Origin of the sequence: Thermus sp. CCB_US3_UF1 (genome assembly GCF_000236585.1) — a bacterium.
Classification (GTDB): Bacteria; Deinococcota; Deinococci; order Deinococcales; family Thermaceae; genus Thermus.
On record NC_017278.1, the window covers coordinates 1,569,038 to 1,593,732 of the forward strand.

The 24,695-nt window shown below is 69.2% G+C and carries 25 protein-coding genes; 14 read left to right on the top strand and 11 right to left on the bottom strand.

Annotated features, from left to right (window positions below):
* The first annotated feature begins 11 nt into the window (after positions 1–11).
* On the top strand, positions 12–1,016 hold the full coding sequence (locus TCCBUS3UF1_RS07775; RefSeq protein ID WP_014515967.1) for a S1C family serine protease: 1,005 nt from the start codon (positions 12–14) through the stop codon (positions 1,014–1,016).
* Here the strand turns inward: TCCBUS3UF1_RS07775 and TCCBUS3UF1_RS07780 are convergent.
* Positions 1,013–1,984 (bottom strand): P1 family peptidase, encoded by a 972-nt coding sequence (locus TCCBUS3UF1_RS07780; RefSeq protein WP_014515968.1) that lies wholly within the window; start codon positions 1,982–1,984, stop codon positions 1,013–1,015. The genes TCCBUS3UF1_RS07775 and TCCBUS3UF1_RS07780 overlap by 4 nt on opposite strands.
* Before the next feature lie 45 nt (positions 1,985–2,029).
* Here TCCBUS3UF1_RS07780 and TCCBUS3UF1_RS07785 point away from each other — a divergent pair, with 45 nt between their 5' ends.
* Genes TCCBUS3UF1_RS07785 through TCCBUS3UF1_RS07810 form a run of 6 tightly spaced genes read left to right on the top strand, consistent with a single transcriptional unit; the run spans position 2,030 to position 7,924 of the window.
* Positions 2,030–3,091: a class II aldolase/adducin family protein gene (locus tag TCCBUS3UF1_RS07785; RefSeq protein ID WP_014515969.1), complete on the top strand. Its 1,062-nt coding sequence runs from the start codon at positions 2,030–2,032 to the stop codon at positions 3,089–3,091.
* Positions 3,088–4,182 carry a zinc-binding dehydrogenase gene (locus TCCBUS3UF1_RS07790; protein WP_014515970.1) on the top strand — a complete coding sequence of 365 codons (1,095 nt, stop codon included), beginning with the start codon at positions 3,088–3,090 and terminating at the stop codon, positions 4,180–4,182. Before TCCBUS3UF1_RS07785 ends, TCCBUS3UF1_RS07790 begins: the two co-directional genes overlap by 4 nt.
* A gap of 59 nt (positions 4,183–4,241) precedes the next feature.
* Positions 4,242–5,279 (top strand): MoxR family ATPase, encoded by a 1,038-nt coding sequence (locus tag TCCBUS3UF1_RS07795; RefSeq protein WP_014515971.1) that lies wholly within the window; start codon positions 4,242–4,244, stop codon positions 5,277–5,279.
* Positions 5,239–6,108, top strand: coding sequence for a DUF58 domain-containing protein (locus TCCBUS3UF1_RS12360; RefSeq protein ID WP_041433830.1), 870 nt, complete (start codon positions 5,239–5,241; stop codon positions 6,106–6,108). Before TCCBUS3UF1_RS07795 ends, TCCBUS3UF1_RS12360 begins: the two co-directional genes overlap by 41 nt.
* On the top strand, positions 6,075–6,995 hold the full coding sequence (locus TCCBUS3UF1_RS12365) for a VWA domain-containing protein (RefSeq protein WP_014515973.1): 921 nt from the start codon (positions 6,075–6,077) through the stop codon (positions 6,993–6,995). The genes TCCBUS3UF1_RS12360 and TCCBUS3UF1_RS12365 overlap by 34 nt, the downstream gene beginning before the upstream one ends.
* Positions 6,992–7,924 carry a VWA domain-containing protein gene (locus TCCBUS3UF1_RS07810; RefSeq protein WP_014515974.1) on the top strand — a complete coding sequence of 311 codons (933 nt, stop codon included), beginning with the start codon at positions 6,992–6,994 and terminating at the stop codon, positions 7,922–7,924. The genes TCCBUS3UF1_RS12365 and TCCBUS3UF1_RS07810 overlap by 4 nt, the downstream gene beginning before the upstream one ends.
* Here TCCBUS3UF1_RS07810 and TCCBUS3UF1_RS07815 read toward each other — a convergent pair.
* Positions 7,921–8,175 (bottom strand): hypothetical protein, encoded by a 255-nt coding sequence (locus TCCBUS3UF1_RS07815; protein WP_014515975.1) that lies wholly within the window; start codon positions 8,173–8,175, stop codon positions 7,921–7,923. The genes TCCBUS3UF1_RS07810 and TCCBUS3UF1_RS07815 overlap by 4 nt on opposite strands.
* Positions 8,176–8,256: 81 nt before the next feature.
* Here TCCBUS3UF1_RS07815 and TCCBUS3UF1_RS07820 point away from each other — a divergent pair, with 81 nt between their 5' ends.
* From TCCBUS3UF1_RS07820 to TCCBUS3UF1_RS07830, 3 genes are read left to right on the top strand one after another with little or no spacing between them, the layout of a single operon-like run.
* Entirely contained in the window at positions 8,257–8,742 is a 486-nt protein-coding gene (locus tag TCCBUS3UF1_RS07820; RefSeq protein ID WP_014515976.1) for a peroxiredoxin, read from the top strand.
* A gap of 36 nt (positions 8,743–8,778) precedes the next feature.
* Positions 8,779–9,633 carry an ABC transporter permease gene (locus tag TCCBUS3UF1_RS07825; protein WP_014515977.1) on the top strand — a complete coding sequence of 285 codons (855 nt, stop codon included), beginning with the start codon at positions 8,779–8,781 and terminating at the stop codon, positions 9,631–9,633.
* A gap of 1 nt (position 9,634) precedes the next feature.
* Positions 9,635–10,879, top strand: a complete 1,245-nt coding sequence (locus TCCBUS3UF1_RS07830) for a murein hydrolase activator EnvC (protein WP_014515978.1) — start codon at positions 9,635–9,637, stop codon at positions 10,877–10,879.
* Here the strand turns inward: TCCBUS3UF1_RS07830 and hpf are convergent.
* Together hpf and ftsE are read right to left on the bottom strand one after the other, a co-directional pair.
* The gene (gene hpf, locus TCCBUS3UF1_RS07835; protein ID WP_014515979.1) at positions 10,876–11,436 is read right to left on the bottom strand and encodes a ribosome hibernation-promoting factor, HPF/YfiA family; all 561 of its coding nucleotides are present in this window, start codon (positions 11,434–11,436) and stop codon (positions 10,876–10,878) included. The genes TCCBUS3UF1_RS07830 and hpf overlap by 4 nt on opposite strands.
* On the bottom strand, positions 11,433–12,161 hold the full coding sequence (ftsE, locus tag TCCBUS3UF1_RS07840) for a cell division ATP-binding protein FtsE (RefSeq protein ID WP_014515980.1): 729 nt from the start codon (positions 12,159–12,161) through the stop codon (positions 11,433–11,435). Before ftsE ends, hpf begins: the two co-directional genes overlap by 4 nt.
* A 95-nt stretch (positions 12,162–12,256) precedes the next feature.
* On the opposite strand from ftsE, the gene TCCBUS3UF1_RS07845 reads away from it, so the two are divergent.
* Positions 12,257–13,582 carry a S41 family peptidase gene (locus TCCBUS3UF1_RS07845; protein WP_041434008.1) on the top strand — a complete coding sequence of 442 codons (1,326 nt, stop codon included), beginning with the start codon at positions 12,257–12,259 and terminating at the stop codon, positions 13,580–13,582.
* A gap of 40 nt (positions 13,583–13,622) precedes the next feature.
* On the opposite strand, the gene metG is transcribed toward TCCBUS3UF1_RS07845, so the two are convergent.
* From metG to TCCBUS3UF1_RS07865, 4 genes are all read right to left on the bottom strand, one after another.
* Positions 13,623–15,497, bottom strand: a complete 1,875-nt coding sequence (gene metG / locus TCCBUS3UF1_RS07850; protein WP_014515982.1) for a methionine--tRNA ligase — start codon at positions 15,495–15,497, stop codon at positions 13,623–13,625.
* Between the two features lie 96 nt (positions 15,498–15,593).
* Positions 15,594–16,277, bottom strand: a complete 684-nt coding sequence (gene rpiA, locus TCCBUS3UF1_RS07855) for a ribose-5-phosphate isomerase RpiA (RefSeq protein WP_014515983.1) — start codon at positions 16,275–16,277, stop codon at positions 15,594–15,596.
* Positions 16,277–16,750 (bottom strand): thioredoxin-dependent thiol peroxidase, encoded by a 474-nt coding sequence (bcp, locus tag TCCBUS3UF1_RS07860; RefSeq protein ID WP_155983282.1) that lies wholly within the window; start codon positions 16,748–16,750, stop codon positions 16,277–16,279. The genes rpiA and bcp overlap by 1 nt, the downstream gene beginning before the upstream one ends.
* Complete coding sequence (locus TCCBUS3UF1_RS07865; protein WP_014515985.1) at positions 16,750–17,235, bottom strand: adenosine-specific kinase; 486 nt, start codon at positions 17,233–17,235, stop codon at positions 16,750–16,752. Before TCCBUS3UF1_RS07865 ends, bcp begins: the two co-directional genes overlap by 1 nt.
* Positions 17,236–17,288: 53 nt before the next feature.
* Between TCCBUS3UF1_RS07865 and mqnC the strand changes: the two genes are divergently transcribed.
* The gene (gene mqnC / locus TCCBUS3UF1_RS07870) at positions 17,289–18,431 is read left to right on the top strand and encodes a cyclic dehypoxanthinyl futalosine synthase (protein ID WP_014515986.1); all 1,143 of its coding nucleotides are present in this window, start codon (positions 17,289–17,291) and stop codon (positions 18,429–18,431) included.
* A gap of 30 nt (positions 18,432–18,461) precedes the next feature.
* Here the strand turns inward: mqnC and trpA are convergent, their stop codons facing one another.
* Both trpA and trpB read right to left on the bottom strand, forming a co-directional pair.
* On the bottom strand, positions 18,462–19,241 hold the full coding sequence (gene trpA, locus TCCBUS3UF1_RS07875; protein ID WP_014515987.1) for a tryptophan synthase subunit alpha: 780 nt from the start codon (positions 19,239–19,241) through the stop codon (positions 18,462–18,464).
* On the bottom strand, positions 19,238–20,455 hold the full coding sequence (gene trpB / locus TCCBUS3UF1_RS07880) for a tryptophan synthase subunit beta (RefSeq protein WP_041434010.1): 1,218 nt from the start codon (positions 20,453–20,455) through the stop codon (positions 19,238–19,240). The genes trpA and trpB overlap by 4 nt, the downstream gene beginning before the upstream one ends.
* Positions 20,456–20,636: 181 nt before the next feature.
* On the opposite strand from trpB, the gene thyX reads away from it, so the two are divergent.
* On the top strand, positions 20,637–21,443 hold the full coding sequence (gene thyX / locus TCCBUS3UF1_RS07885) for an FAD-dependent thymidylate synthase (RefSeq protein WP_041433831.1): 807 nt from the start codon (positions 20,637–20,639) through the stop codon (positions 21,441–21,443).
* Here thyX and ligA read toward each other — a convergent pair.
* The gene (ligA, locus tag TCCBUS3UF1_RS07890) at positions 21,381–23,453 is read right to left on the bottom strand and encodes an NAD-dependent DNA ligase LigA (protein ID WP_014515990.1); all 2,073 of its coding nucleotides are present in this window, start codon (positions 23,451–23,453) and stop codon (positions 21,381–21,383) included. The two genes, thyX and ligA, sit on opposite strands and share 63 nt — an antisense overlap.
* A gap of 60 nt (positions 23,454–23,513) precedes the next feature.
* On the opposite strand from ligA, the gene TCCBUS3UF1_RS07895 reads away from it, so the two are divergent.
* Positions 23,514–24,638, top strand: coding sequence for a BMP family protein (locus tag TCCBUS3UF1_RS07895; RefSeq protein WP_041433832.1), 1,125 nt, complete (start codon positions 23,514–23,516; stop codon positions 24,636–24,638).
* Positions 24,639–24,695 lie beyond the last annotated feature (57 nt).

Sequence of the window (24,695 nt, forward strand, 5' to 3'; positions counted from 1 at the left end):
AAAATGGCGGTATGGGAAAAGCCAGGGCCCTCCTCCTCCTGGTCCCCTTGGCCTTGGCCCTCTATGCCCTTTGGGGCCAAGGCCCTCCCTCCCTCTGGGCCGAGCCCGTCCAGGCCTCCCCCGAGGCCCTGCAGGAGGTCTACGCCAAGGCCCACCCCGCTGTGCTGCGCATTGAGGGCCCCGAGGGGGGACGGGGCACGGGCTTCTTTTACGCGGCCGGCCTGGTCCTCACCGCCTACCACGTGGTGGCCGAGGGAGGCCCCTTCACCCTGTTCCTGGCCGACCGGAGCCGGGTGGGGGCCCAGCTTTTGGGCTTCGCCGAGCCCCTGGACCTGGCCGTCCTGGCCACCCAGGCCAGGGCCCCGGCCCTCCTTCCCCTGGAAACGGCCAGGCGCCCCCAACCGGGGGAGGCCGTGCTCCACATCGGCAACGGGCGGAACCAGTTCATCGCCCCTCGGTATGGCCGCATTACCCGCCTCGAGGTGAGCCCCTCGGCCTTCCTGCCCCAAGGCCTGGTGGAAACCAGCCTCCCCCTGGCCCCGGGGGACTCGGGGGGGCCGGTCTTGGACGGGGAGGGGAAGGTCCTGGGGGTGGCGGTGGCCATCGGCCAGACCGAGGAGGGCTTCCGTAGCTTCTTCGCCCCCCTCCTGGGCCGGGCCGGGGTGGTGGCCGCCTTGGAGCGGGGGGAGCGGCGCTACTGGCCCTACCTAGGGCTGCGGGGCCCCAGGGCCCTCACCCCCGAGCTGGCCCGGGAGCTGGGCCTGCCCCCCGGAGGGGTGCTGGTGGGGGAGGTGGTTCCGGGCGGGGCGGCCCAGCGGGCGGGGCTCAGGGGCACGGAAAGCGGGGGGGTGCCCGACGTGATCCTGGCCGTGGACGGGACCCCGGTGCAAAGCTTTGAGGACCTCCTGAGGGAGGTGCGCAAGCGCCAGGTGGGGGAGAAGGTGCGCCTTACGGTCCGCCGCGGGGGGGAGGTCTTCCAGGTGGAGGCGGAGCTGGCCCCCTTCCCCGGGCGCTAGCCCAGCTCCCGGTAGGCCGGCACCCCGGGAAAACCCTCCGCCAGGAGGACGGCCCGGGCGATGGCCCGGGAAAGGGCGTCGGCGGCGTAGGCCCCCAGGCGCAGGAGGAGGAAGGGGTCCACCCCCCGCCCGTCCCCCAGGGCCAGGGCGAAGACCAGGTCCCCGTCCAGGGGGGTATGGGCCGGGCGCAGGGCCCGGGAGAGCCCGTCCTGGGCCATGATGGCCAGGCGCCGAGCCTGGGCCTTGGTGAGGGGGGCGTCCGTGGCCACCGCCGCCAGGGTGGTGTTCTGCCCCAGGAGAAAGGGGTAACGGTAGGTTTCCTCGCTGCCCCCATACCCCTCGAGGCGGGGCAGGAGGGCCCGTTCCCCGGGGGCCAGGAGCCCCTCGGCGTAAAGCCGGCCCGTCTTGGGGTCAAAGGGGCGGCCCAGGCTGTTCACCGCCACCAGGGCCGCCACCCGGAAGCCCTCCTCCAGGGCGTAGCCGGCAAAGCCCACCCCCCCCTTGACCCCGCCCGCCACCGCCCCTGTGCCCGCCCCCACGCTGCCCTCGGCCACCTCCCGCCCCGCGGCCAGGGCGGCCCGGTAGCCGGCCTCCGGGCCAGGCGGGCGGTGGAGGGCCCCCCGGCCCAGGTCGTAAAGGACCGCCCCAGGCACGATGGGCACAGGGCCTCCTGGGGTGGGAAACCCCTTGCCCCGCTCCCTCAGGTAGGCCACCACCCCCTCCGCCGCCGCCAGGCCGAAGGCGCTCCCCCCGGTGAGGAGGAGGGCGTGCACCCGCTCCACGGTGTTCTCTGGGGCCAGAAGGTCCGTCTCCCGGGTGCCCGGGGCCGCCCCCCGCACGTCCACCGCCCCGATGGCCCCCTCCTCCGCCAGGACCACGGTGCAGCCCGTGCGGGCCTCGAGGTCGGTGAAATGCCCCACCAAAAGGCCCTCGGGCAGGGCCTCGGCTCCCCAAAGGGCTTCCGCCATAAGGCCAGTATGGGGTAGCCTAGGGGGCAAGACAAGGAGGAACCCATGTGGGAGTACCTGGTCCACGGCGAGCCCACCCCTAGAACGAAAACCCTTCTAAAAGGCTTGGGCGAGGCCCTGGAGCGCCAGGGCTTCCGCCTGAACCCCGAGGCCGAGGCCCCCAACCTGGTCCTCAACGCCATCTCCCCCGAGAACCCCAAACCCTACCGCCGCCGGGCCCAGGCCACCTTCGTGGCCTCGGTGCTGGAGGTGCCCGACTACCCCCAAGACCCCTTGCGGGAGCTTTACCCCTACCTGGTCCGGGCCCTCTCCAACGTCCTCCTGGCCTATGCCCCGGGAAGGGGGGTGAAGTTCCTCACCCTGGAGCTTGGGCACTACGAGGAACCCGAGGGGGAGGGCTTCTACGAGCGGGTGGCCGAGCGCCTGAGGCCCATCGCCTGCAGCCGCCTGGTGATCCAGAACATCTTTGAGCCCGACCTGGAGCCCGAGCTCTGGCAGGGGGATGAGCTTACGCAAAGCCTCTACTGGGCAGGGAAAAAGCTCAAGGAATGGGACCTCCTCCCCGCCCCCTTCCCCATTGAGGAGATCCTGCCCCCCGAGGACCTGCGCCACGTGAAGCGGCTTTACGGCATTGGCGGCCTCTCCTACGGCAACCTCTCCGTGCGCAAGGACCAAAGGCGCTTCTGGATGTCGGCCAGCGGGGTGGACAAGGCCAACCTGCGGGAGATTGGCCGGGACATCCTGATGGTGAAGGACTACGACCCGGAGCGCAACGCCATCCTCCTCTCCGTCCCCCCGCACATAGAGCCCAGGCGGGTGAGCGTGGACGCCATCGAGCACTGGATGATCTACCGGGAACACCCCGGGGTGGGGGCCATCCTCCACGTGCACGCCTGGATGGAGGGGGTGCCCGCCACCCCCTTCAACTACCCCTGCGGCACCTACGAGCTGGCCCAGGCGGTGGCGGAGAAGGTGCGCCAGGCGGAGGATCCCACCCGGGCGGTGGTGGGGCTCAAGAACCACGGCCTCACCCTCACCGGGCGGAGCCTGGAGGAGATCCTGGAACGGATTGAGGGCAAGCTGATCCGCACCGTGCCCATGACATGAAGGCCCTCCTCTACACCCCTTCCCTCCCCCGCTTCTTCGCCGCCTGGGCCCTGGGCAAGCGCTTTCCCAAAGGGCTTCTCCCCCTGAGGCTGGCCGAACTCCCCTTGCCGGAACGGGAAGGCTTCCTGAGGGTGAGGGTGCGCCTAAGCGGGGTCTGCGGCTCGGACCTGGCCCTCCTCTACGGGAAAAGCCCCCCTAGCCTGGGCCCCTTCTTCTCCTTCCCCGCGGTGTTGGGGCACGAGATCCTGGGGGAGGCCGAGGGGAGCCTGGTGGCGGTCAACCCGCTCCTGGCCTGCGCCGACCGGGGGCTTCCCCCCTGCCCCCGGTGCCAGGAGGGGGAGGAGGGGCTTTGCCAGAACCTGGCCGAGGGGGCCCTGGCCCCGGGGATGCTGGGGTACAACCGCGACCTCCCCGGGGGCTGGGGGGAGTGGGTCCTGGCCAGGCCCGAGAGGCTCTACCCCATCCCCAAGGGCGTGCCCGAGGAGCGGGCGGTCCTGGCCGAGCCCCTGGCCGTGGTCCTCCGGGGCCTCCAGAGGCTCAGGCCCTGGCCGGAGGAGGTTCTGGTCCTGGGAATGGGCACCCTGGGCCTCCTGGCCTTGCGCCTTCTCAGGGCCCTAGGCTATGGGGGAAGGCTCTACGCCGTGGCCAAGTACCCCCACCAGGCGGAGCGGGCCCGGACCTTTGGGGCCGACGGGGTCTTCCTGGGGGCCAAGGAGGCCCTCCTGGCCCGGGCGAGGGGCTACCGCTACCTGGGCTTCACCGGGTACCGGGGGGGGTACGAGGCCGTGGTGGAGGCTTCGGGGAGCGGCAAGGGCTTCCGCGAGGCCCTGGGCCTGGCCCGGGAGGGGGGCAGGGTCCTCCTCCTGGGGGCTCCGGGGCTGGCCTGGGCCGACCTCTCCCCCTTCTGGTTCAAGGAGGTGGGCCTCCTGGGGAGCTACACCTACACCCGGGAGGAGTTTGCCCAGGCCGTGGCCCTGCTGCCGGAGCTGGGAGGCCTCGAGGGCCTGGTGGGCGGGGTCTACCCCCTTGGGGCCTGGCGGGAAGCCCTCTCCGCCCGGGGCAAGGCCCTCTTCCGGCCAAATGTGCCCTAGAGGGGGATGGCCTCCCACCCCCTGGGCTATACTCCCGGGAAACCGCCAGGGGGTGGGGGATGGCCTGGGACGAGGAACCCTTCCAAGAGGCCGGGGAAAAGCTTAGGACCCTGCTCAAGGAGGTCAAGCGGGTCATCGTGGGCCAGGACCACCTCCTGGAGAGGATGTTGGTGGCCCTCCTGGCCCGGGGCCACCTCCTCATCGAGGGGGTGCCGGGCCTGGCCAAGACCCTTGCCGTCAAGACCCTGGCCGAGGCCGTGGGGGGGAGCTTCAGGCGCATCCAGTTCACCCCGGACCTGGTGCCCGCCGACCTTCTGGGGACCCGGGTCTACAATCCCAAGGAGGGGGAGTTCCGCACCGAGCTGGGCCCCATCTTCGCCCACCTCCTCCTGGCGGACGAGATCAACCGCGCCCCGGCCAAGGTGCAGTCGGCCCTCCTCGAGGCCATGCAGGAACGCCAGGTCACCCTGGGACGGGAAACCTACCCCCTGCCCAAGCCCTTTTTGGTCCTGGCCACACAAAACCCCATCGAGAGCGAGGGCACCTACCCCCTGCCCGAGGCCCAGCTGGACCGCTTTCTCCTCAAGGTGGTGGTGGACTACCCCGCCTTCCACGAGGAGCTGGAGATCGTGCGCCGCATGACCACCGGGGAGGAGATCCGGGTGGAGAAGGTGCTAAGCCTGGAAGACCTCCTGGCCCTCTCCCGCCTGGCGGACCAGGTCTACGTCCACCCCAAGGTGGCCGAGCACGCCGTGGCCCTGGTCCAGGCCACCCGGGACCTGGGGCGGGCCGGGCTTAAGGACCTCAAGCCTTACGTGGCCTATGGGGCAAGCCCCCGGGCCTCCTTGGCCCTGGTGGGGGGGGCCAAGGCCTTAGCCCTCCTGCGGGGCCGGGCCCACGCCCTGCCCGAGGACGTGCGCGACCTCTTCCCCGACGCCCTGCGCCACCGCCTGGTCCTCTCCTACCAGGCCCTGGCCGAGGGCGTGGGCCCCGAAGCGGTCCTCCAGGCCGTGTTGGACCGCTTCCCACCCCCCTTCGTTCCCCTGCATGACCCCTATGGAGACGCCCGAAGCCCTCTTGGCCCGCCTGGAGCTTAAGGTGGTGCGTCCCCTGGATGGGTTCCTCTTCGGGGACTACCGGGGGGTGTTCTACGGCAAGAGCCTGGAGCTGGCGGAAATCTCCCCCTTTAGCCCGGGAGATGAGGCGGAGCGCATCGACTGGCCGGCCACCGCCCGCACGGGGGAGGTCCACGTGCGCCGCTACCGGGAGGAGCGGGAACTCACCCTCTGGCTCCTCCTGGACGGAAGCCCCTCCATGCGCTTCGGCTCCAGGAGGCGGGAAAAGTACGGCCTGGCCCTGGAGCTGGCCCTCTCCGTGGCCTACATCGCCCTGCGCCACGGGAACCGGGTGGGGGCCCTCCTTCCCTCCGGCCTCCTTCCCCCAAGGGGGGGTAAGGCCCAGGCCCTCCTCCTGGCCCGGGAGGCCTTAAGGCCCGGGCCCGCCCGGCCCCTGGGGGAAGCCTTGGACCTCCTGGGCCGGGTGGCCCGGAGGCGGAGCCTCCTCTTCCTCCTTTCCGACTTCTTGGACCCCTTTTACCCGCCCCTGGCCCGCCTGGCCGCCCGGCACGACACGGTGGCGGTCCTGGTAGAAGACCCCCTGGAGCGGGAACTCCCCGGGGGCGGGGTCCTGAGCTTCTACGACCCGGAAACCGGGGAGGAGGTGGAGGTGAACGCCCTGGACCCCCGGGTGCGGGAAGCCTACCGCCGGCGGGCCGAGGCCCACCGGCAGGCCCGCATGGGGGAGATCCGCAAGGCAGGGGCGGACCTTCTCCTGGCCTCCACGGAGGTGGACCTGGTCCCCCTGCTCCTCGGCTTCGTGGAAAGGAGGCGGAGATGGCCTTCCAAAGCCCCACGGGCCTCCTCCTAGGCCTCCTCCTCACCCTGGTTGGCCTCCTCCTCCTCTTCCTCCTGGAGCGGGGGGGAAGGAGGCGATTGGGCCGCCTCCTGGACCCGGCCTTCGCCCCCAGGCCCAGGCCCCTTCCCCTCCCCTACCTCCTCGCCCCCTTCCTCCTCCTCCTGGCCGCGGGCCGCCCCGAGGCCACCCTGCCCTGGCGGGAGAACCTCACCCAGGTGGTCCTGGTGGTGGACACCAGCCACTCCATGGCCGCGGACGACGAGCAGCCAAACCGCCTGGAGAAGGCCAAGGCCCTGGCGCAAAGGTTCCTCCAGGGCCTGGACCCTTCGGTGAAGGCGGGCCTGGTGAGCTTTGGCCCCCAGGCGGTCTTGGTCCTCTCCCCTTCCACCGACCGCGGCGCCCTCCTGGAGGCCCTAAAGGGCCTCAAGCCCGGGGGAAATAGCCCCTTGGGCCAGGGTCTCCTCCAGGCCAAGCGGGTCCTTAGGCCCGAGGGCCCCGAGCGGGACCTGCCCGAGGCCAGGCCCCCAGCCGCCCTCCTCCTCCTCTCCGACGGGGCGGCCAACGCGGGCCAAGACCCCTTGGAGGCGGCAGCGGAGCTGGCCCGGGTGGACCTCCCCATCTTCGTCCGCCCCCTGGGGGACCCTAGGGGAACGGTGAGCCGCATCGGGGAAGGGCTTTACTTCGTGCCCGCCGACCCTGGCCGCCTCCTGCGCCTGGCCCAGGCCACCGGGGGGCAGGTCCTCCAGGAGGACTTCCGAGCCCTCTACCGGGCCCTCAAGCCCCACCACGTCTGGCGCAGCCGTCCCCAGGAGCTGGCCCAGGCCCTGGTGGCGGCGGCCTTCCTCCTCCTGGGCTTCGGGGCTTACCGGGAGCTGGCCCTGGAAGGGAGGTGGCCGTGAGCCTCCTGGCCCCCGAAGCCCTAAGCCTTTTCCTCCTCCTGGCCTTTCTCCTCCTGGGCCTTTACCGCCGGCGGCCCAAGGCCCGCCTGCCCCACCCCCTGGCCCCCCTCCTTAAGGAGGCGGCCAAGGAGGCCCGTGGGCCCTTGGCCTGGGCTCCCACCCTGGCCTTCGCCCTAGGCCTAGGGCTCCTGGCCCTGGCGGCCTCGAGGCCCCTCCTGCCCTTACCCAGCCGGGCCAGCGCCCACGCCACCATCCTGGTCATCGACGTGAGCCGGAGCATGATGGCCACCGACCTGAAGCCCAACCGCCTCGAGGCGGCCAAGGAAGCCGCCCGGAGCTTCCTCAAGGAAGCGCCCCCGGCCCTGCGGGTGGGCCTGGTGGCCTTCAGCGGCCAGGCCCAGACCGTCCACCCCCCCACCCTGGACCGCAAGCGCCTTCTGGAAAGCCTCAACAGCCTGGAGTTTGGCCGCTCCACCGCCATCGGGGAGGGGATTCTGGAGGCTTTGAAGAACCTTAGGGAGGCTGGGGGCAAAGGGGATATCCTCCTTCTCACCGACGGGCGGAACCGCACCGGGGCCGACCCCCTGCAGGCGGCGGAGGAGGCCGCGGGCATGGGGGTGCGCATCTTCGCCGTGGGCGTGGGGGTGCCGGGCTGGACCCCGGGCCCCGAGGACCCGGTGACGGGGCTGGGGTTCTTCCCCGGAGCCTACGAGGTGGACGAGGAGCTCCTCTGGTCCTTGGCGGAGTTCACCGGGGGCAAGTACTTCCTGGTGGACTCGGAAGGGGAGCTGGCCGAACTGTACCGCAACCTGGCTCGGGAGGTGCGCCTGGGGATGGAGCCCGTGGAGGCCACGGGCCTCCTCGGGGTCCTGGGGGGGCTTCTGGCCCTCCTGGGGGTGGGGCTAAGGCGCTACCTCTCCCCCGCCTAGGAGCCGCCAAAGGGGTTGGGAACCGGCTCCACCGGGAAAAGCTCCCGCGGCTCCCCTCCGGGCATGGGGAGCATGCGGAAAAATTCCCCGTTGAGGAAGAGATAAACCTGGGGCTCGCAGGCCCCCTCCCCTTGGGGGAGCTGGACCGGCAGGGGTGGGAAGCCCCCCTCCCCACCCGGTTCCCGGGCCATCCAGGCCGCCCCGGCCCCCAGGAGCCCCCCTAGGGCCAGGCCCCATAGGAAGCCTTTCATGGCCTTAGGGTAGCAGGCCCGGCCCCTGGCCGTGGGAGGTGGGCTACCTTTGAGGCTAGGCCTTCCTCCTAGGCTAGGGGTATGCGCGCCCTAAGCCTCCTCCTCTTCCTGGGCTTCCTCAAGGCCCAGGCCCTGGCCCCGGGGGACAAGGCCCCCCTCCTGGAAGCCCGGGACAGCTACGGCCGCCCCGTGGACTTTAGGGGCAGCTACGTGGTCCTCTGGTTCTACCCCAAGGCCAAAAGCCCCGGCTGCACCGCCCAGGCCAAGCGCTACTCCGAGCTCCACGGGGAGTTCCAGCGCCTGGGGGTGCGGGTCTACGGGGTGAGCCACGACCCCGCCGCCGAGCAGTGCAACTTCGTTGAGCGCCTGGCCCTCAAGGGGGGGATGATCCCCGATCCCGAGGGCCGGCTGGCCCGGGCCTACGGGGTGCGGAACCTTTTCGGCTTTTACAGCCGGGATACCATCCTCCTCAACCCCGAGGGGCGCATCGAGCGGATCTGGCGGGGGGTGAATCCCTTCAAGGACGCGGACACCGTCCTGGCCTACCTCAAGGAACGCCTGCGCTAAAAGAGCCTCTCACCCAAGGGGCGTAAGATATAGGGCGTGTACGCCATCCGCGAGGGCTTGCGGCAGATCCTCCGCCACCCCACCAGCAGCCTGGCCACCTTCTTTACCGCCCTGGTCTCCTTCGCCCTCCTTTACTTCCTTGGCCTCCTCCTCTGGAACCTGGAACGGGTGGTGCAAAACCTGGAACGGGAGCTGGAGGTGGCAGCCTTTTTGCAAAAAGGGGCCAACGTGGAGGCCCTCCTGGGGGCGATCCAGGGCTGGCCCGAGGTGGGGGAGGTACGCCTCATCCGCCGGGAGGAGGCCTTGGCCCAGCTGATCCTGGACTACCCCTACCTGGCCGAGGCCAAGGACCTGGTGGAAAACCCCCTGCCCGACACCCTGCGCCTCAGGCTCAAAGAGCCCGAGGCGGTGCGGAGCGTGGCCGAGCGGCTCAAGGGGCTTTCCGGGGTGGAGGGGGTGGAGTACGGGGGGGAGCTCACGGAGCGCCTGGTGCGGGTCCTCTCGGGAAGCCGGCTGGCCATGATCCTTCTGGTGGGCCTCCTCCTCCTCAACACCTTCTTCAGCGTCATGGGCTCCATCCGCCTCTCCGTGGAAAGCCGCAAGGAAGCCCTGGCCATCATGCTCCTGGTGGGGGCCACCCGGCGCTTCATCCAAGGCCCCTTCATGGCCGAGGGCCTCATCCTCACCCTGGGGGCGGGGGGGGTGGCCGTGGCCTTCGGCGGCCTCGTTTACCGGGCCCTGGCCCAGGCGGTCCAGGGCCTTCTGCCCTTTTTGCCGGTGCTGGGCCCCGAAGACCTCCTAAGGACCGGGGGATTGGTCCTGGCCCTGGCGGGCCTCCTGGGGGCTGGGGGGGCTTTCGTGGCCAGCCGGGCCTACCTGAAGGAGGTGTAGGGTGCGGCCTTGGCTTTGGGGGCTCCTCCTCCTTTTCCTCCTGGGGCACGCCCAGGACCTGGGGGCCCAGGAACGAAAGGTGCGCTCCCTGGAGGAGCAGGTGGCCCAGGCCAGGCGCCTGGAAACCCAAAGCCAGGCGCGGATCCAGGCCCTGGACCGGGAGCTGGCCCGCCTCTCCCAAAGGGTGCAGGGGCTTTTGGCGGAGAAGGGCCGCCTCGAGGCCACCCTGGCCCGCCTGGAAAAGGAGCGCGCCGCCCTGCGTCAGGAGATCGCCCGCCTCCAAGGGGAGGTGCGCCGGACGGAGGGGCGGATCGCCAAGCTGGAGAAGGACCTGGAGGACCTGAAAGAGCGGCTGCGGGCCCTGCTGCAAAGCCTCCACCGGGAACAAGCCGGGCGCTACCTGCCCCTTCTTCGGGCCCAGTCCTTCACCGACCTGGCGGTGCGGGCCCGCTGGGTGGGGTACATCTCGGCCCAGGACGCGGCCCTGGTGCGCACCCTACAGGGCACCCTCAAGGCCCTCAAGGAGGAGCGGGAAAGGCTTTCCCTCCTCCTTGCCGACCTTTCCGCCAAGGAGCGCACCCTGGCGGAAACCCAGGCCTCCTTGGAGCGGGAGCGGCGGAGCCTCGAGGCCACCCTAAGCGCCCTGCGGCAGGAAGGGGAGGGCAAGCGGGCCCTTCTGCGGGAAGCTTTGGCGGAGCGGCAACGCCTCCAGGCCGAACTGGGCCGGCTGCAGGCCCAAATCCTCCAGGAACGGCAAAGGCTTCGGGAACTTAGGCGCCAGGAGGAAGAACGCCGGCGGCAGGAAGCGGCCCGCCGCCAGGCAGCCGCCCGCCCCACCCAGGTGGTGGTCCCGCCCCCGCCCCTCCCCGCCGCGGTGGGCCGGCTGGCCTTCCCCGTGCCCGGGGGACGGGTCCTGGTCCCTTACGGCCAGGAGGGCCCTTTCCAGGTGATCCAGGGCCCAGCCCCGGGAAGCCCGGTGCAGGCCGCCGCCGAAGGCTACGTGGCCGGCGTCCTCTACCTGCCCAACCTGGGCTACACGGTGATGCTGGTGCACACGGAAACCCTCTCCACCGTCTACACTAACCTGCAAGAACCCCTGGTGCGGGAGGGGGAAAAGGTGGCCCGGGGCCAGCTCTTGGGCTACACAGGGGGTGGCCTCCTCATCCGCCCCGAGGAGCTGGAGTTCCGGGTAGCGGTGCGGGTGGGGGAGGCCACCCGCTTCGTGGACCCCGAGGCCTACTACTAGGCCGGCTCAATCAGGCCGTAGTTCCCGTCCTTGCGGCGGTAGATGACGTTGATCTGATCGGTTTCCGCGTTGCGGAAGACGAAGAAATCGTGGCCCAAGGCCTCCATCTGGAAGGCGGCCTCCTCGGGGTCCATGGGCTTCATCTCAAAGCGCTTGACCCGCACGATCCGGGGGCCTTCCTCCTCCTCGGGCTTGCGCAGGGCCTCCAGGTCCCGCACCTCGGGGGGCGGGGGACCCTGGTAGGAGTGGCGCTTGCCGATGAAGCGGCGCTCCCGGTAGCGCTTGAGCTGGGTTTCCAGCCGGTCCACCATGCGGTCGATGGCCGCGTAGAGGTCGGGGTCCTCCTCCTCCACCCGGACCAGCCCCCCGGGGAGGTCCACCTGCACTTCCGCCTTGGCCTTGCGCTCCACGTGGGCGCTACCCGCCAGGGAGAGGACCACCTTGGCCATGAGCTCCCCGTTCTGGTAGCGGTCCAGGCGGGAGAGCTTCCTCTCCACGTAGTCCCGGATGGCGTCGGTGATCTCCAGATTGCGGCCGATGAGCTTGTAGACGTTCATGCGCCCTCCTTTCCGCCCCGGTCAGGGCTTTCCCTTACCCTTATGCTACCACCCTCCCCGGGACGCTCGTCCCGCACCACCTGCCCCGCCTTCAGGACCACCACCCGGGCGGGGTAAGCCTCCAGGAGCTCGCGGCTATGGGTGGCCACCACCACCGTGGCCCCCCGCTGGTGGGCCCCCTTGAGGATCTCCAGGACCTGCAGGGCGTTTTCCGGGTCCAGGTTGCCCGTGGGCTCGTCGGCTAGGATCACGGGGGGGTCCAGGAGGAGGGCCCGGGCCAGGGCCACCCGCTGGGCCTCCCCCACGGAAAGCTCCTCGGGGAAGGCCCGCTTCTTGTGGAAGAGGCCCACCCGGCGCAGGGCCAGGGTGATGCGCTCGGACCACTCCCTCCGCGGCACCCCCTGCACCTCCAGGACAAAGGCCAGGTTCTCCTCCACGGTCAGGTCGGGGAGGAGACGGTGGTCCTGGAAGACCATGCCGATCCGGCGGCGGTGCAGGGCCACCTGGTCCCCCCGCAGGTCCTTGAGGTTTTTCCCCGCCACGTACACCGCCCCTTGGGTGGGGAGGAGGCGGCGGAGGATGAGGGAGAGGAGGGTGGACTTCCCCGCCCCCGAGTGGCCCACCACGTAGACGAACTCCCCCTTCTTGACCTCGAGGCTCACGTTATAGAGGGCTTTGGTACCGGTGCGGGGGTACTCCAGGCCCACCCGGTGGAAGGCGATCATGCCCCCACTATAGGGGGCCCAGGGGCCAGGTGGGCCAGGGATTACGGTTTCTTCTCATGGAGAAGCGCTATAGTGGACTTCAGGTGAGGGAGAAGATGAAAAAAGGCGCGTGGTTCCTCGCGGGAATCGGGGTCTTCTTGGCCCTGGTCTACGCCCAGCTGCCCCGGCCCCAGGCGGAAGGCCTCCTGCAAAACCCCAACGGCCAGGCCCTCCTGGAGGTCTACCAAAGGATCCAACAGGACTACCTGGAGTCCCTGCCCCGGGACAGGCTCAACGCCCTCCTGGAAGGGGCCATCGGGGGCATGATCTCCGCCCTCAAGGACCCCTTTACCAGCTACTCCCCGCCCCAGCGGGCCAGCCTGCGCCAGGAGGACCTTCGGGGGGAGTTCTTCGGCATCGGGGCCACCCTAAGCCCCGCCAACCCCGACGGCACCGGGGCCAAGATCGAGGGGGTGATGAAGGGCCTGCCCGCCCAGCGGGCGGGGATGCGGGCGGGGGACGTGATCCTGGAGGTGGACGGCCAGGACGTGACCGCCCTCCCCCTGCAGGAGGTGGTGGCCCGGATCCGGGGCCGCGAGGGGACCAAGGTCACCATCAAGGTGCGCCGGGAGGGCACCCCTGCCCCCTTGGTCTTCGAGCTGGTGCGGGAGAAGGTGGAGATCATCTCGGTTTCCACCGGCAGGATCGGGGATGTGGGCTACATCGCCCTGGAAACCTTCGCCAACTTCAAAGTGGAGGACCAGCTCAAGAAGGCCATCGAGGACCTCAAGGCCCAGGGGATGAAGAAGCTCATCTTTGACCTGCGCGACAACGGGGGCGGCCTCCTGGACCAGGGGTGCGCCGTGGCCAGCGCCTTCCTGAAGGAAGGCCCCATCGTCTACACCCGCACCAAGAACCTCACCCGGGTCTGGTGTGAGGCCTCGGGCAGGCCCCTGTGGGACGGTCCCATGGTGGTCCTGGTCAACGGCAACTCCGCCTCCGCCAGCGAGATCGTGGCCGGGGCCCTGCAGGACTACGGCCGGGCCCGGGTGATCGGGGAGAAGACCTTCGGCAAGGGGGTGGGCCAGACCCCCTACACCCTGGCCAACGGCGGGGAGCTCACCCTGGTCACCTTTGAGTGGCTCACCCCTAAGCGCCGCGCCCTCAACAAGGAGGGCCTGAAGCCCGACCTGGAGGTGAAGGACACCCGCTTCCCCACCCCCTTCTCCGTCCAGGGGGCCGGGGCCCCGCCGGGAGCCGAGGTGACCCTGACCCTGAACGGCAAGACGGTGAAGGTGAAGGCGGACCAGGAGGGCAAGTTCAGCTACGCCGAGCCCCAGCGCCAGCGCCCCCTGCCCGAGGAGCGGGGCCAGGCGGTCTTGGACCTGGAAAATGACGCCATCCTGAAGCGGGCCCTGGAGGTGCTGAACGCCACCCGCTAGGGGGTAAGGAAGGGGGCCGGGGAAAATCCCGGCCCCTAGGTCATTTGACCAGGGCCCCTGGGGGGATCTCCCCCTCCACCGTGACCAGGGCGAGCCTGTCCCCCTCCTGGGCCGCCAGGATCATCCCTTGGCTTTCTACCCCCCGGAGCTTGGCGGGCTTGAGGTTGGCCACCAGGACCACCTTCTTGCCCACCAGCGCCTCGGGGCGGTACCACTGGGCGATGCCCGAGACCACGGTGCGCTCCTCCCCCCCCAGGGAAAGCCGCAGGACCAGAAGCCTTTCGGCGTTGGGGTGCCGCTCGGCGGCCACCACCTCCGCCACCCGCAGCTCCACCTTGGCGAAGTCCTCGAGGCCAATAAGCCGATCCTCCTCGCGCCCTTTCGTTTCCACTTTTCCTCCTTCCCGGGAAGGGACCTCCTTGGGGAAGAGCACCGGGGCCTCCTCCGGGATGGGCCCAGGGGTGGCCAAGCCCCAGCGCCCAGCCTCCTCCAGACCCACCTCCTCCTTCAGGCCCAAGGCCCGGCGGAGCTCGGCCATCTTGCCGGGCATGGCCGGGGTGAGGAGGATGGAGGCGATCCTCAGGCCCTCCAACACCCGGTAGAGCACGGCCTTGGCCCCTTCAGGGTCATTTTTCTGCACCTCCCAGGGGCGCTTCTCGTTGAGGTAGCGGTTCAGCCCCTTCACGTAGGCCATGACCTCCTCGAGGGCCAGGTGGAACCTGAGCTCCCGCACCAGGGGCCTAAGCTTGGCCAAGAGGGCGGTTCCCGCCTCCAGTTCCTCCCCCGGAACGGGCTCGGGGATCCGTCCCCCGGCAAAGCGCTGGAGCATGGCCCGGACCCGCTGTACCAGGTTCCCCAGGTCGTCGGCCAGGTCGGCTTCGTACCGGCCCCGAAGGGCCTCCTCGCTCACAGGGGTGTCCTGGCCGTAGGGGATCTCCCGCAAGAGGTAGTAGCGCAAGGCGTCCCGCCCGTACCGCTCCAGGAGGGCAAAGGGGTCCACCACGTTCCCCAGGGTCTTGCTCATCTTCCGCCCATCCGGGCCCAGCAAAAACCCCCCCACGTTGAGGTGGCGGTACATGGGGATCCCGGCCGCCTTGAGCATGGTGGGCCAGAAGACCGCGTGGGGCTTGAGGATATCCTTGCCGATCAGGTGCCAGGCCTGGGGCCAGAAGGTGGCGAAGGCCTCCCCCTCGGGGTAGCCCAGGGCGGACACGTAGTTGAGGAGGGCGTCAAACCAGACGTAGGTCACATGCTCCTCGTCCCAGGGCAGGGGGATGCCCCAGGGCACCCGGGCCCGGGGCCGGGAGATGGAAAGGTCCCCGATGGGTTCGGAGAGCATGGAAAGGACCTCGTTCCGGTAGCCCTCGGGCCGGATCAGGTCGGGACGGGTCTGGAGGTAATCGATGAGCCACTCCCGGTACCGCTCCATGCGGAAGAAGTAGTTCCCCTCCTTCCGCCTTTCCACGGGGCGGCCATGGATGGGGCAGAGGCCCTCCAAGAGCTCCTTTTCCGTGTAAAAGCGCTCGCAGCTCACGCAGTAAAGACCCTCGTACTCCCCGTAGTAGATATCCCCGGCCTCGTAGACCTTCTGCAACACCCTTTGCACCACCTGTTGGTGCCGCGCCTCGGTGGTGCGGATGAAATCGTCGTAGGCGATGCTCAAAAGGTCCCAGGCCCGGCGGAAGCGCTCGGATACCCGGTCCACGAAGGCCTTGGGGTCCTCCCCCGCCCGCTCCGCCGCCCGGAAGACCGTCTCCCCGTGCTCGTCGGTCCCGGTGAGGAAGAAGGTGCGGTAACCGTCCAGCCGGTGCCAGCGGGCCAGGAAGTCGGCCACCACCGTGGTGTAGGCGTGGCCCAGATGGGGCTCGGCGTTGACGTAGTAGATGGGGGTAGTGACGTAAAAGACCTTTTCCATGCCGCTCCTCCAAAAAAAACCGGGGCATGCGCCCCGGGCGGGGAAACCCTCCCCGCCCTAGGCCCGGGGCATGCCCTTCATGCCTAGAGTGTACACCTAGGGCAAAAGCTCCTCCACCCCCAAAGGCCCCGCCACCAGGGCCCGGGTGGCCAGGCCCAGAAAGAGGCCGGTTTCCACCACCCCGGGGATCTCCAGGAGGGCCTTGTGCAGGCCCCAGGGGTCCCCGATGGGGCCGAAGCGGCAGTCGGCGATCAGGTGGCCGCCATCGGTGAAGAAGACCTCGTCCCCATCCATGCGGAGCTCCGGCTCCCCCCCAAGCGCGGCGATGGCCCGTAGGGTGGCCCGGTAGCCGAAGGGGACGATCTCCACCGGCAAAGGCCCCCGGCCCAGGGTGGGGACCTTCTTGGTGTGGTCGGCGACGACCAGGAACTCCCGGGCCACGCTCTCCACGATCTTCTCCCGCAGGAGGGCCCCCCCCATCCCCTTGATGAGGGAGAGGTCGGGGGCGATCTCGTCCGCCCCGTCGATGGCCAGGTCCACCCCCTCGGGGGGAAGGTCCACCAGGGGGATCCCCTCCTTGCGGGCCAACTCCTCCGTGGCCCTGGAGGTGGCCACCCCCAGGACCCCCCTAAGCTCCCCCTCCCGCAGGCGGCGGGCCAGCTCGAGGACGGCGTAGCGGGCGGTGGAGCCGGTGCCTAAGCCCACCACCATCCCGTCCTGCACATAGGCCACCGCGGCGTGGGCCGCCTCCTTCTTGTAGCTCTCCAAGGGGCGTTCCATTAGCCTCCCCTCAGGGCCTTCAGGGCCTCCGCCACCTCCTCGGCGTGCCCCTCGGGGGAAACCTTCCGCCACACCTTGGCCACCTGGCCCTCCGGGTTGATGAGGAAGGTCTGGCGCAAGACCCCCTCGTACTCCTTGCCGTAGAGGTTTTTCTTCCCCCAGGCCCCGTAGGCCAGGATGGCCTGCCGCCCAGGATCGGCCAGGAGGGGAAAGTTCAGGCCGTACTTCTCGGCAAAGCGCCGGTGGCTTTCCACATCGTCGGCCGACACCCCCAGGACCACCGCCCCCAAGGCCCTTAGGTACCCCATGCGGTCGCGGAAACCGCAGGCCTCCTTGGTGCAGCCCGGGGTGTCGTCCTTGGGGTAGAAATAGAGGACCACCCACTGCCCCCGGTAGTCGGCCAGGCGGTGGATCCGGCCCTCCTGGTCGGGGAGGGCAAAGTCGGGCGCCAGGGTGCCTTCCATGGGGGGCATTATAGCTTGTAGCCCAAGCGGCGCAGGAGGTCCTGGCGCCAGGCCACCTCGGCCTCGTCCTCCACCCCCAGGGGCTTGAAGCCGTCCATCACCCCCAGGATGGCCCGCTGTTCCCCTTCTTCCGCCACCACCACCTTGAGGGGGTTGGCGGTGGCGGCATAGAGGCGCACCACCTCGGGGCAGGCCTTCACCGCATGGAGGACGTTGATGGGGTAAAACCCCTCCCCCAATACGATCAAAAAGGCGTGCCCACAGGCCAGGCGCTCCAGGTTCCTCACGGCCAGCCCCGTGAGCTCGGGGTCCGTGCCCGAGCGGCGGATGAGGCGCTTGCCGCTGGCCTCGGAAAAGGCCAGGCCAAACCTGATGCCGGGCACGGCGGTCACCAAGGCCTCGTGCAGGTCCTCCACGGTCTTGATGAAGTGGGCCTGGCCCAGGATCACGTTCACCCCCTCCGGCTTCTCTATGGGCACCAGCTGGAGTTCCATACCGCCATTCTACGTGGCCGGGGCTCCAGGTAGCCTAGCGGAAAGGGTGTAGCATGGGGAACATGGACGTTCTGGAGAAGGCCGTGAGGGGGGAAAGGCTTTCCGAGGCCGAGGTCCTGCACCTCTTCTACCTCCCCCTCCCCGAGCTGGCCGCCGCCGCCCACGAGGTGCGGCTGAGGAAAACCGACCCCGAGGTGGTCACCTTCCTCATTGACCGCAACATCAACTACACCAACGTCTGCACCGTGGCCTGCGCTTTTTGCGCCTTCTACCGCACCAAGCGGCAGAAGGACGCCTACACCCTGACCTACGAGGAGATCGCCCGCAAGGTGGAAGAGCTTTACCAGGTGGGGGGAAGGCGGATCCTCATGCAAGGCGGGGTGAACCCCGAGCTTCCCCTGGACTGGTACCTGGACCTCCTCCGCTACCTCAAAGGCCGCTTCCCCGACCTGCGCATCGACGCCTTCAGCCCCGAGGAGATCCTGGGCCTGGAGAGGCTCACGGGGCTGAAGGCCGAGGCCATCCTGGAAAGGCTCAAGGAGGCCGGCCTGGACGGGATGCCGGGCGCGGGGGCGGAGATCCTGGTGGACGAGGTGCGGCAAAAAGCGGCCCCGGCCCGCATCCGCAGTGCCGACTGGTACCGCATCGTGGACGCGGCCCAGGCCCTAGGGCTTTACACCCTGGCCAGCATGGTCATTGGGTTCGGGGAAGGCCCAAGGGAGCGCACGGCCCACCTCCTGGGGATCAGGGCCCAGCAGGATCGGGCCCTGGAACGTTACGGCAACGGCTTTGCCGCCTTCGCCCTTTGGACCCTGCAGGTGGAGCACACCCGCCTCAAGGGCAAGGCCCCGGGGGCCACGGCCCACGAGTACCTGAAGACCCTGAGCATCGCCCGGCTAGCCCTGGACAACTTTGCCCACTTCCAGGCCTCCTGGCCCACCCTGGGCTTCAAGGTGGCCCAGGCCGCCCTCTACTACGGGGCGGATGACTTTGGCAGCACCATGCTGGAGGAGAACGTGGTCTCGGCGGCAGGGGGGCACGGGCGCACCCACGCCACGGTGTGGGAGATCGTGCGGCACATCGTGGACGCGGGCTTCCGCCCGGCGGAGCGGGACCCCCTCTACCGCATCCTCCGCTACCCCGATCCGGAAACCATCCTCAAGGCCCCCGAGCCCCTGGAGCTACCCCTAGCCTAGGGCGCGGGGCTTCCCGGGGGGGGCCCAGGCCTAGGCGGGCTCCCTCCGGCAAAGGCCTTCAAGAACCTCCTCCAGGAGAGGGGCCAGGGGGCGATCCCCTTCCAGGGCCCGCACCAGGGCGCTTCCCACCACCACCCCGTCCGCCACCGCCGCCTGGGCCGCCGTGGAGCGGCCAGAAACCCCGAAGCCCACGGCCACAGGCAGGGGGGTCTTGGCCCGGATGCGCCGCACCAGGTCCCCCACCTCCTCGGGCAGGCGCTCCCGTTCCCCCGTGACCCCGGTGACGGAGACCGCGTAGACGAAGCCCGTGGCGTAGGCCACCACGGTCTCAATGCGGCGGTCGGTGGAGGTGGGGGCGAGGAGGAAGACGGTTTCCAGGCCGATCTCCTGGGCCAGGCGCACCAGGGCCGGGTCTTCGTCGGGGGGCAGGTCGGGGAGGATGAGGCCCGTGGCCCCGGCCTGGCGGAAAAGGCTAAAGAAGCGCTCCGGTCCCCAGGCCAGGATGGGGTTCAGGTAGGTCATGAGGAAGAGGGGCTTATCGGTGAGGGAACGCACCTCCCGAAAGAGCTCCAAAACCCCCTGGACGCTCATCCCCTTCTTCAGGGCCACCTCGCTGGCCCGCTGGATCACGGGGCCGTCCCCCAAGGGGTCGGAGTAGGGCAGGCCGATCTCCAGGAGGTCGGCGTAGGGGAGGACCTCCTCCACGGCCCTTAGGAAGCCCTCCCGGCTGGGGAAGCCGGCGGTGAGGTAGGGGATGAGGGCGGCCCGGCCTTGGGCCTTGGCCCGGGCAAAGGCTTCCTGCGTGGTCATAGCTCCCCCCCGAGAAGGCCCATCACCTCGGTCACGTCCTTATCCCCCCGGCCCGAGAGGTTGATGACCACGATCTGGTCCTTGTCCATCTCCGGCACCACCTTGGCGGCATGGGCGATGGCGTGGGCGGACTCCAGGGCGGGCAGGATGCCCTCGAGGCGGGCCAGGAGCTTGAAGCCCTCCAGGGCCTCCTCGTCGGTGACGCTGGCGTACTCGGCCAGGCCGGCGTCGGCGTAGTAGCTGTGCTCCGGCCCCACCCCCGGGTAGTCCAACCCAGCGGAAACGGAGTGGGCCGGGGTGATCTGGCCGTCGTGGTCGTAGAGAAGGTACATGTAGCTCCCGTGCAACACCCCCCGCTTCCCGGCGCCGATGCTGGCCGCGTGCCGGCCGCTGGCAAGCCCTTCCCCTGCGGCCTCCACCCCGATGAGGCGGGGCCTTTCCCCTTTGGGCAGGTAGGCGAAAGGGGCAAAGAGGCCGATGGCGTTGGACCCGCCGCCCACGGCGGCGATGAGGGCATCGGGGTAGCGGCCAAAGCGCCTGAGGCTTTCCTCCTTCACCTCCTCGCCGATGACGCTTTGGAAGTCCCGCACCATCCTGGGGTAGGGGTGGGGGCCCACCACCGAGCCCAGGATGTAGAAGGTGGAGCGCACGTGGGTGATCCAGTCGCGGATGGCCTCGTTGGTGGCGTCCTTGAGGGTGCGGCTACCCGAGGCCACGGGCCGTACCTCGGCCCCCAGGAGCTTCATGCGGAAGACGTTGAGGGCCTGGCGCCGCACGTCCTCCTCCCCCATGTAGACCACGCACTCCAGGCCAAAGAGGGCCGCCACCGTGGCCACGCTCACCCCGTGCTGGCCCGCCCCCGTTTCCGCCACCACCCGCCCCTTGCCCATGCGCTTGGCCAGGAGGGCCTGGCCCAGGGTGTTGTTGATCTTATGGGCCCCGGTGTGCAGGAGGTCTTCCCGCTTCAGGTACACCTGGGCCCCACCCCAGTACTCGGAAAGCCGCCGGGCGTGAAAAAGCGGGGTGGGACGGCCAGCGAAGTGCTTCAGGTAATGGTCCAGCTCCGCCAAAAAGCGAGGATCCTGCCTGGCCTCGAGGTAGGCGGCTTCCACCTCCTCCAGGGCCGGGATCAGGGTTTCGGGGACGTACCGCCCCCCGTAGGGGCCAAACCGCCCCCTGGCATCCGGCAGGGGAAAATCCGGCAAGGTTAGCATCTCCATTCTCCCTAAGGCGCCATGCGCCCCAAAGCCTTTCCATCCTAAGGCCTTCCCTCTTCACCCGCAAAGGCCAGGCCTTCGGTAGCGGCCATGCCTCCGCTTGAAGGCCCAGGGCGTCCTGACCCGCATACGCCTAGGGTAGAACCCCGGAAGCCCGAAGGCAAGTAGACTTGGGGGCATGGAACCCCCTAGCGCCATCCCCGTGCTGGACAAGGGCTTTGTGCGTCTGGTGGACGTCATGGGGGACGACCGGGCCGTGGTCCAGGCGGCCCGGGTGTCCTACGGCGAAGGGACCAAGACGGTGCGGGAGGATGCCGCCCTCATCGACTACCTCATGCGCCACCGCCACACCAGCCCCTTTGAGATGGTGGTGTTCAAGTTCCACGTCAAGGCCCCCCTCTTCGTGGCCCGGCAGTGGTTCCGCCACCGCACCGCAAGCGTCAACGAAGTTTCGGGGCGCTACTCGGTCCTCAAGGAGGAGTTTTACGAGCCCCAAGCCTGGCGAAAGCCTTCGGGGAAGAACAAGCAGGGTTCGGAAGGGGCGCTGGAAGACCCTGAAGCCACGGCCCTCCTCCAAGGGGTGGAAAAGGAGGCCTATCGGGCCTACCAGGCCCTCCTGGAACGGGGCATCGCCCGGGAGATGGCCAGGGTTGTCCTCCCCTTGGGGCTCTACACCGAGTTCTACTGGAAGCAGGACCTGCACAACCTCTTCGGATTCCTCAAGCTCCGCCTGGCCCCCGAGGCCCAGTGGGAGATCCGCGAATACGCCCGGGCGGTGGCCGAGCTGGTCAAGGCCCGGGTTCCCCTCTCGTGGCAAAGCTTTGAGGAGCACGTCCTCCTGGGGGCTAGCCTCTCCCGCACGGAACTCCAGGCCCTGAGGGGCCTCCTCACCCCTGAGGCCTACGAAAAGGCCCTTCTCGCCCTAGGGCTTTCCGGCTCCAGGCTCAAAGAGGCCCTGGAGAAGGTCTTCGGTCCCGGAGCCTAGGGCCAGGGCTTTGCCTGCGCGCTCCTCCAGGAGGCGGAAAAGCTCGGCCTCCGTAAGGATGGGCACCCCCAGGGCCCGGGCCTTTTCCAGCTTGCTCCCGGGCCCCTCCCCCACCACCAGGTAGCTGGTCTTGCGGCTCACGGAGTCCGTCACCTTGGCCCCCAGGCGGCGCAGGAGGGCCTTCACCTCCTCCCGGGGTTGGGAAAGCTCCCCGGTGAGGACGAAGGTCAGGCCCTTCAAGGCCTCCCCGCCGCCCTCCTTGGCCTCCATGACCACCCCGGCCTCCTTCAGGCGGCGCACCAGGTCCAAAAAGGCGGGATCGCGGAGGGTTTCCAGGATGCCCCTGGCGGTGAGCTCCCCCACCTCCTCCACCTCCATAAGCTCCTCCAAGGAGGCCTCGAGGAGCCGGTCCATCGTGCGGAAGCGGGCCGCCAGGTTGCGGGCCAGCACCTCCCCCACCCCGGGAAGCCCCAGGGCGTAGAGGAGGCGTTCCAGGCCCCGCCCCTTGCTCTCCTCGATCTGGCGGAGGAGGTTTTGCGCGCTCTTCTCCCCCATGCGCTCCAGGCCCACCAGGTCCTCCTTCCTTAGGCGGTAGAGGTCGGCCACGTCCTTGACCAGGCCCCTTTCCAGGAGCTTCTCTATGAGCTTCTCCCCCAGGCCGCCGATGTCCATGGCCTTGCGGGAAGCGTAGTGGCGGAGGGCCTCAAAGCGCTTGGCGGGGCACAAGGGGTTGGGGCAGCGGTGGACCTTCCCCTCCTTCTGCAGGCGGTGGCCGCACTCCGGACAGACCTCCGGCCAAAGGATGGGCTTCTCCTCCCCGGTGCGCCGTTCCTTGAGGACCCTTAGGACCTCGGGGATCACCCCGCCCGCCTTGTGCAGCAAAACCCAGTCCCCCACGCGGATGTCCAGCTCCTCAATGTAGCTTTCGTTGTGCAGGGTGACCCGGCTCACCTCGCTCCCTTCCAGGAAAACCGGCTCCAGGATCCCCACCGGGGTCACGCGGCCCGTGCGCCCCACCTGGAAGACCACCTGGAGAAGCCGGGTTTCCTTTTCCTCCGCGGGGAACTTATACGCGATGGCAAAGCGGGGAGAGCGGGCGGTGTAGCCGAGCTCCCGCCACAGGGAGAGGTCGTCCAGCTTCACCACCACCCCATCGGCCTCAAAGGGCAGGGCGCGCCGCCCTTGGAGCCAGTCCTGGTAGACCTCCTCCACCCCTTCCGCCCCCAGGGCGCGGGTGAAGCCGTGCTCCACGGGAAAGCCTTTTTCCCTAAGCCAATGGAGAAGCTCCAGCTGCGAGCGCAGGCCCGTCTCCTCCAGGCCCAGGCCCAGGGCATAGAAGGTGGCCCTCAGGCCCCTTCGGGCCGTGACCCGCGGGTCCTTTTGCCGCAGGGAGCCAGCAGCGGCGTTCCTGGGGTTCTTGAAGACCTTCTCCCCCTTTTCCTCCAGCTCCTCGTTGAGGCGGAGGAAGGCCTCGAGGGGCATGTAGACCTCCCCCCGGACCTCCAGGCGCTCCGGCACCCCCTTAAGCCGCCGCGGCAGGGTGGGGAGGGTGAGGAGGTTTTGCGTCACCTCCTCCCCCGTCTCCCCATCCCCCCGGGTGGCCCCGTAGACCAGAACCCCTTCCTCGTAATAGAGGTTCACGGAGAGCCCGTCCACCTTGTGCTCCACCGCGTAGAGGAAAGGCCCCTCCCGCCCCAGGGCCCGGGCGATGCGCTCCTCAAAGGCCTTGACCTCCTCCAGGCTGAAGGCGTTGTCCAGGGAGTACATCCGGGTGGGGTGGCGGACCGGGCGGAAGGTGGCCTCCAAAGGCCCTGCCCCCACCTGCTCCGTGGGGGAGTCGGGGGTTTTGAGCTCGGGGAAACGCGCCTCCAGCTCCTTAAGCTCCCGTAGCAGGCGGTCGTACTCCGCGTCGGAGATCTCTGGGTCATCCAGGACGTAGTAGCGGTAGTTGTGGTAGCGGATGAGGTCGCGCAGCTCATTGACCCGCTTGCGGGCGGCCTCGAGGGTCATGCCTTGAGTTTACTAGGCCGTGGATATAATACCCTTGGCGCATAGCCGTTGGAGGTGAAGATGAAACGTATCCTCGCGCTGGTAGCGGTAATGGCCCTGGGCCTCAGCCTGGCCCAGATCCGGGTGGGTATCGCCTTTGATGCCGGCGGCAAGTTTGACCGCTCCTTCAACCAGTCTGCCTGGGAAGGGGCCCAGAAGGCGGCCAAGGACTTCGGCGTCAGGCTCTTTGACTTTGAGCCCGCCGACCCCTCCCAGGTAGGCCAGGGCATCCGCACCTTCGCCGAAGAGGGCTTTGACCTGGTGATCGGGGTAGGCTTCGCCAACGAGCCCGCCATCACCGCCAACGCCAAGGAGTTCCCCAAGGTGAACTTCGCCGTGATCGACGCCGTGCCCGGGGAGGGGAAGCTTCCCAACGCCGTGGGCCTGGTCTTCCGCGAGCACGAGGGGAGCTTCCTGGTGGGGTACATCGCGGGCAAGCTGAGCCGCACCGGGGTGGTGGGCTTCATCGGGGGCATGGACATCCCCCTGATCCACAAGTTTGAGGCCGGCTTCCGCGCCGGGGCGGAGTACGCCTTCAAGGAGGACAAGATCCAGGGCAAGGTCCTGGTGGGCTACGTGGGCAATACCCCCGCCGCTTGGAACGACCCGGCCAAGGCCAAGGAGATCGCCGCCGCCCAGGTGCGCCAGGGGGCGGACATCATCTACGCCGCCGCCGGGGGCTCCGGCCTGGGGCTCATCGACTACGTGAAGCAGACCAAGTGCCTCAAGCAAGGGGGCGCCGTCCGCTTCGTGCGCAAGGCCGACCCCTACGCCAAGGTGACCAAGTACGCCGACTACACCAAGGCCTGCGGCACCGACGGCACCAAGGCCACCCCCCTCTTCTTCATCGGCGTGGACGCCAACCAGAACTACCTGGGCGACACCGACAACAACCCCGCCACCCTGAACCACGGCCTCACCTCCATGCTCAAGCGGGTGGACGTGGCCACCTACGAGGTCATCAAGAGCGTGGCGCAGAAGACCTTCAAGGGCGGGGTGCGGGAGTTCGGCCTGGTCAACAACGGGGTGGGCTACGCCCTGGACAAGTACAACAAGGCCCTGATCCCCGCAGCCGTGGTGAGCAAGCTGGAGGTGCTCAAGCGGCAGATCCTTAAGGGCCAGCTCAAGGTGCCCGAGAAGCGCTAAGGGTAAGCCCGCAAGGCCGGGGGAAGTGGGAAACCCCCGGCCTTTTTGTATACTCCG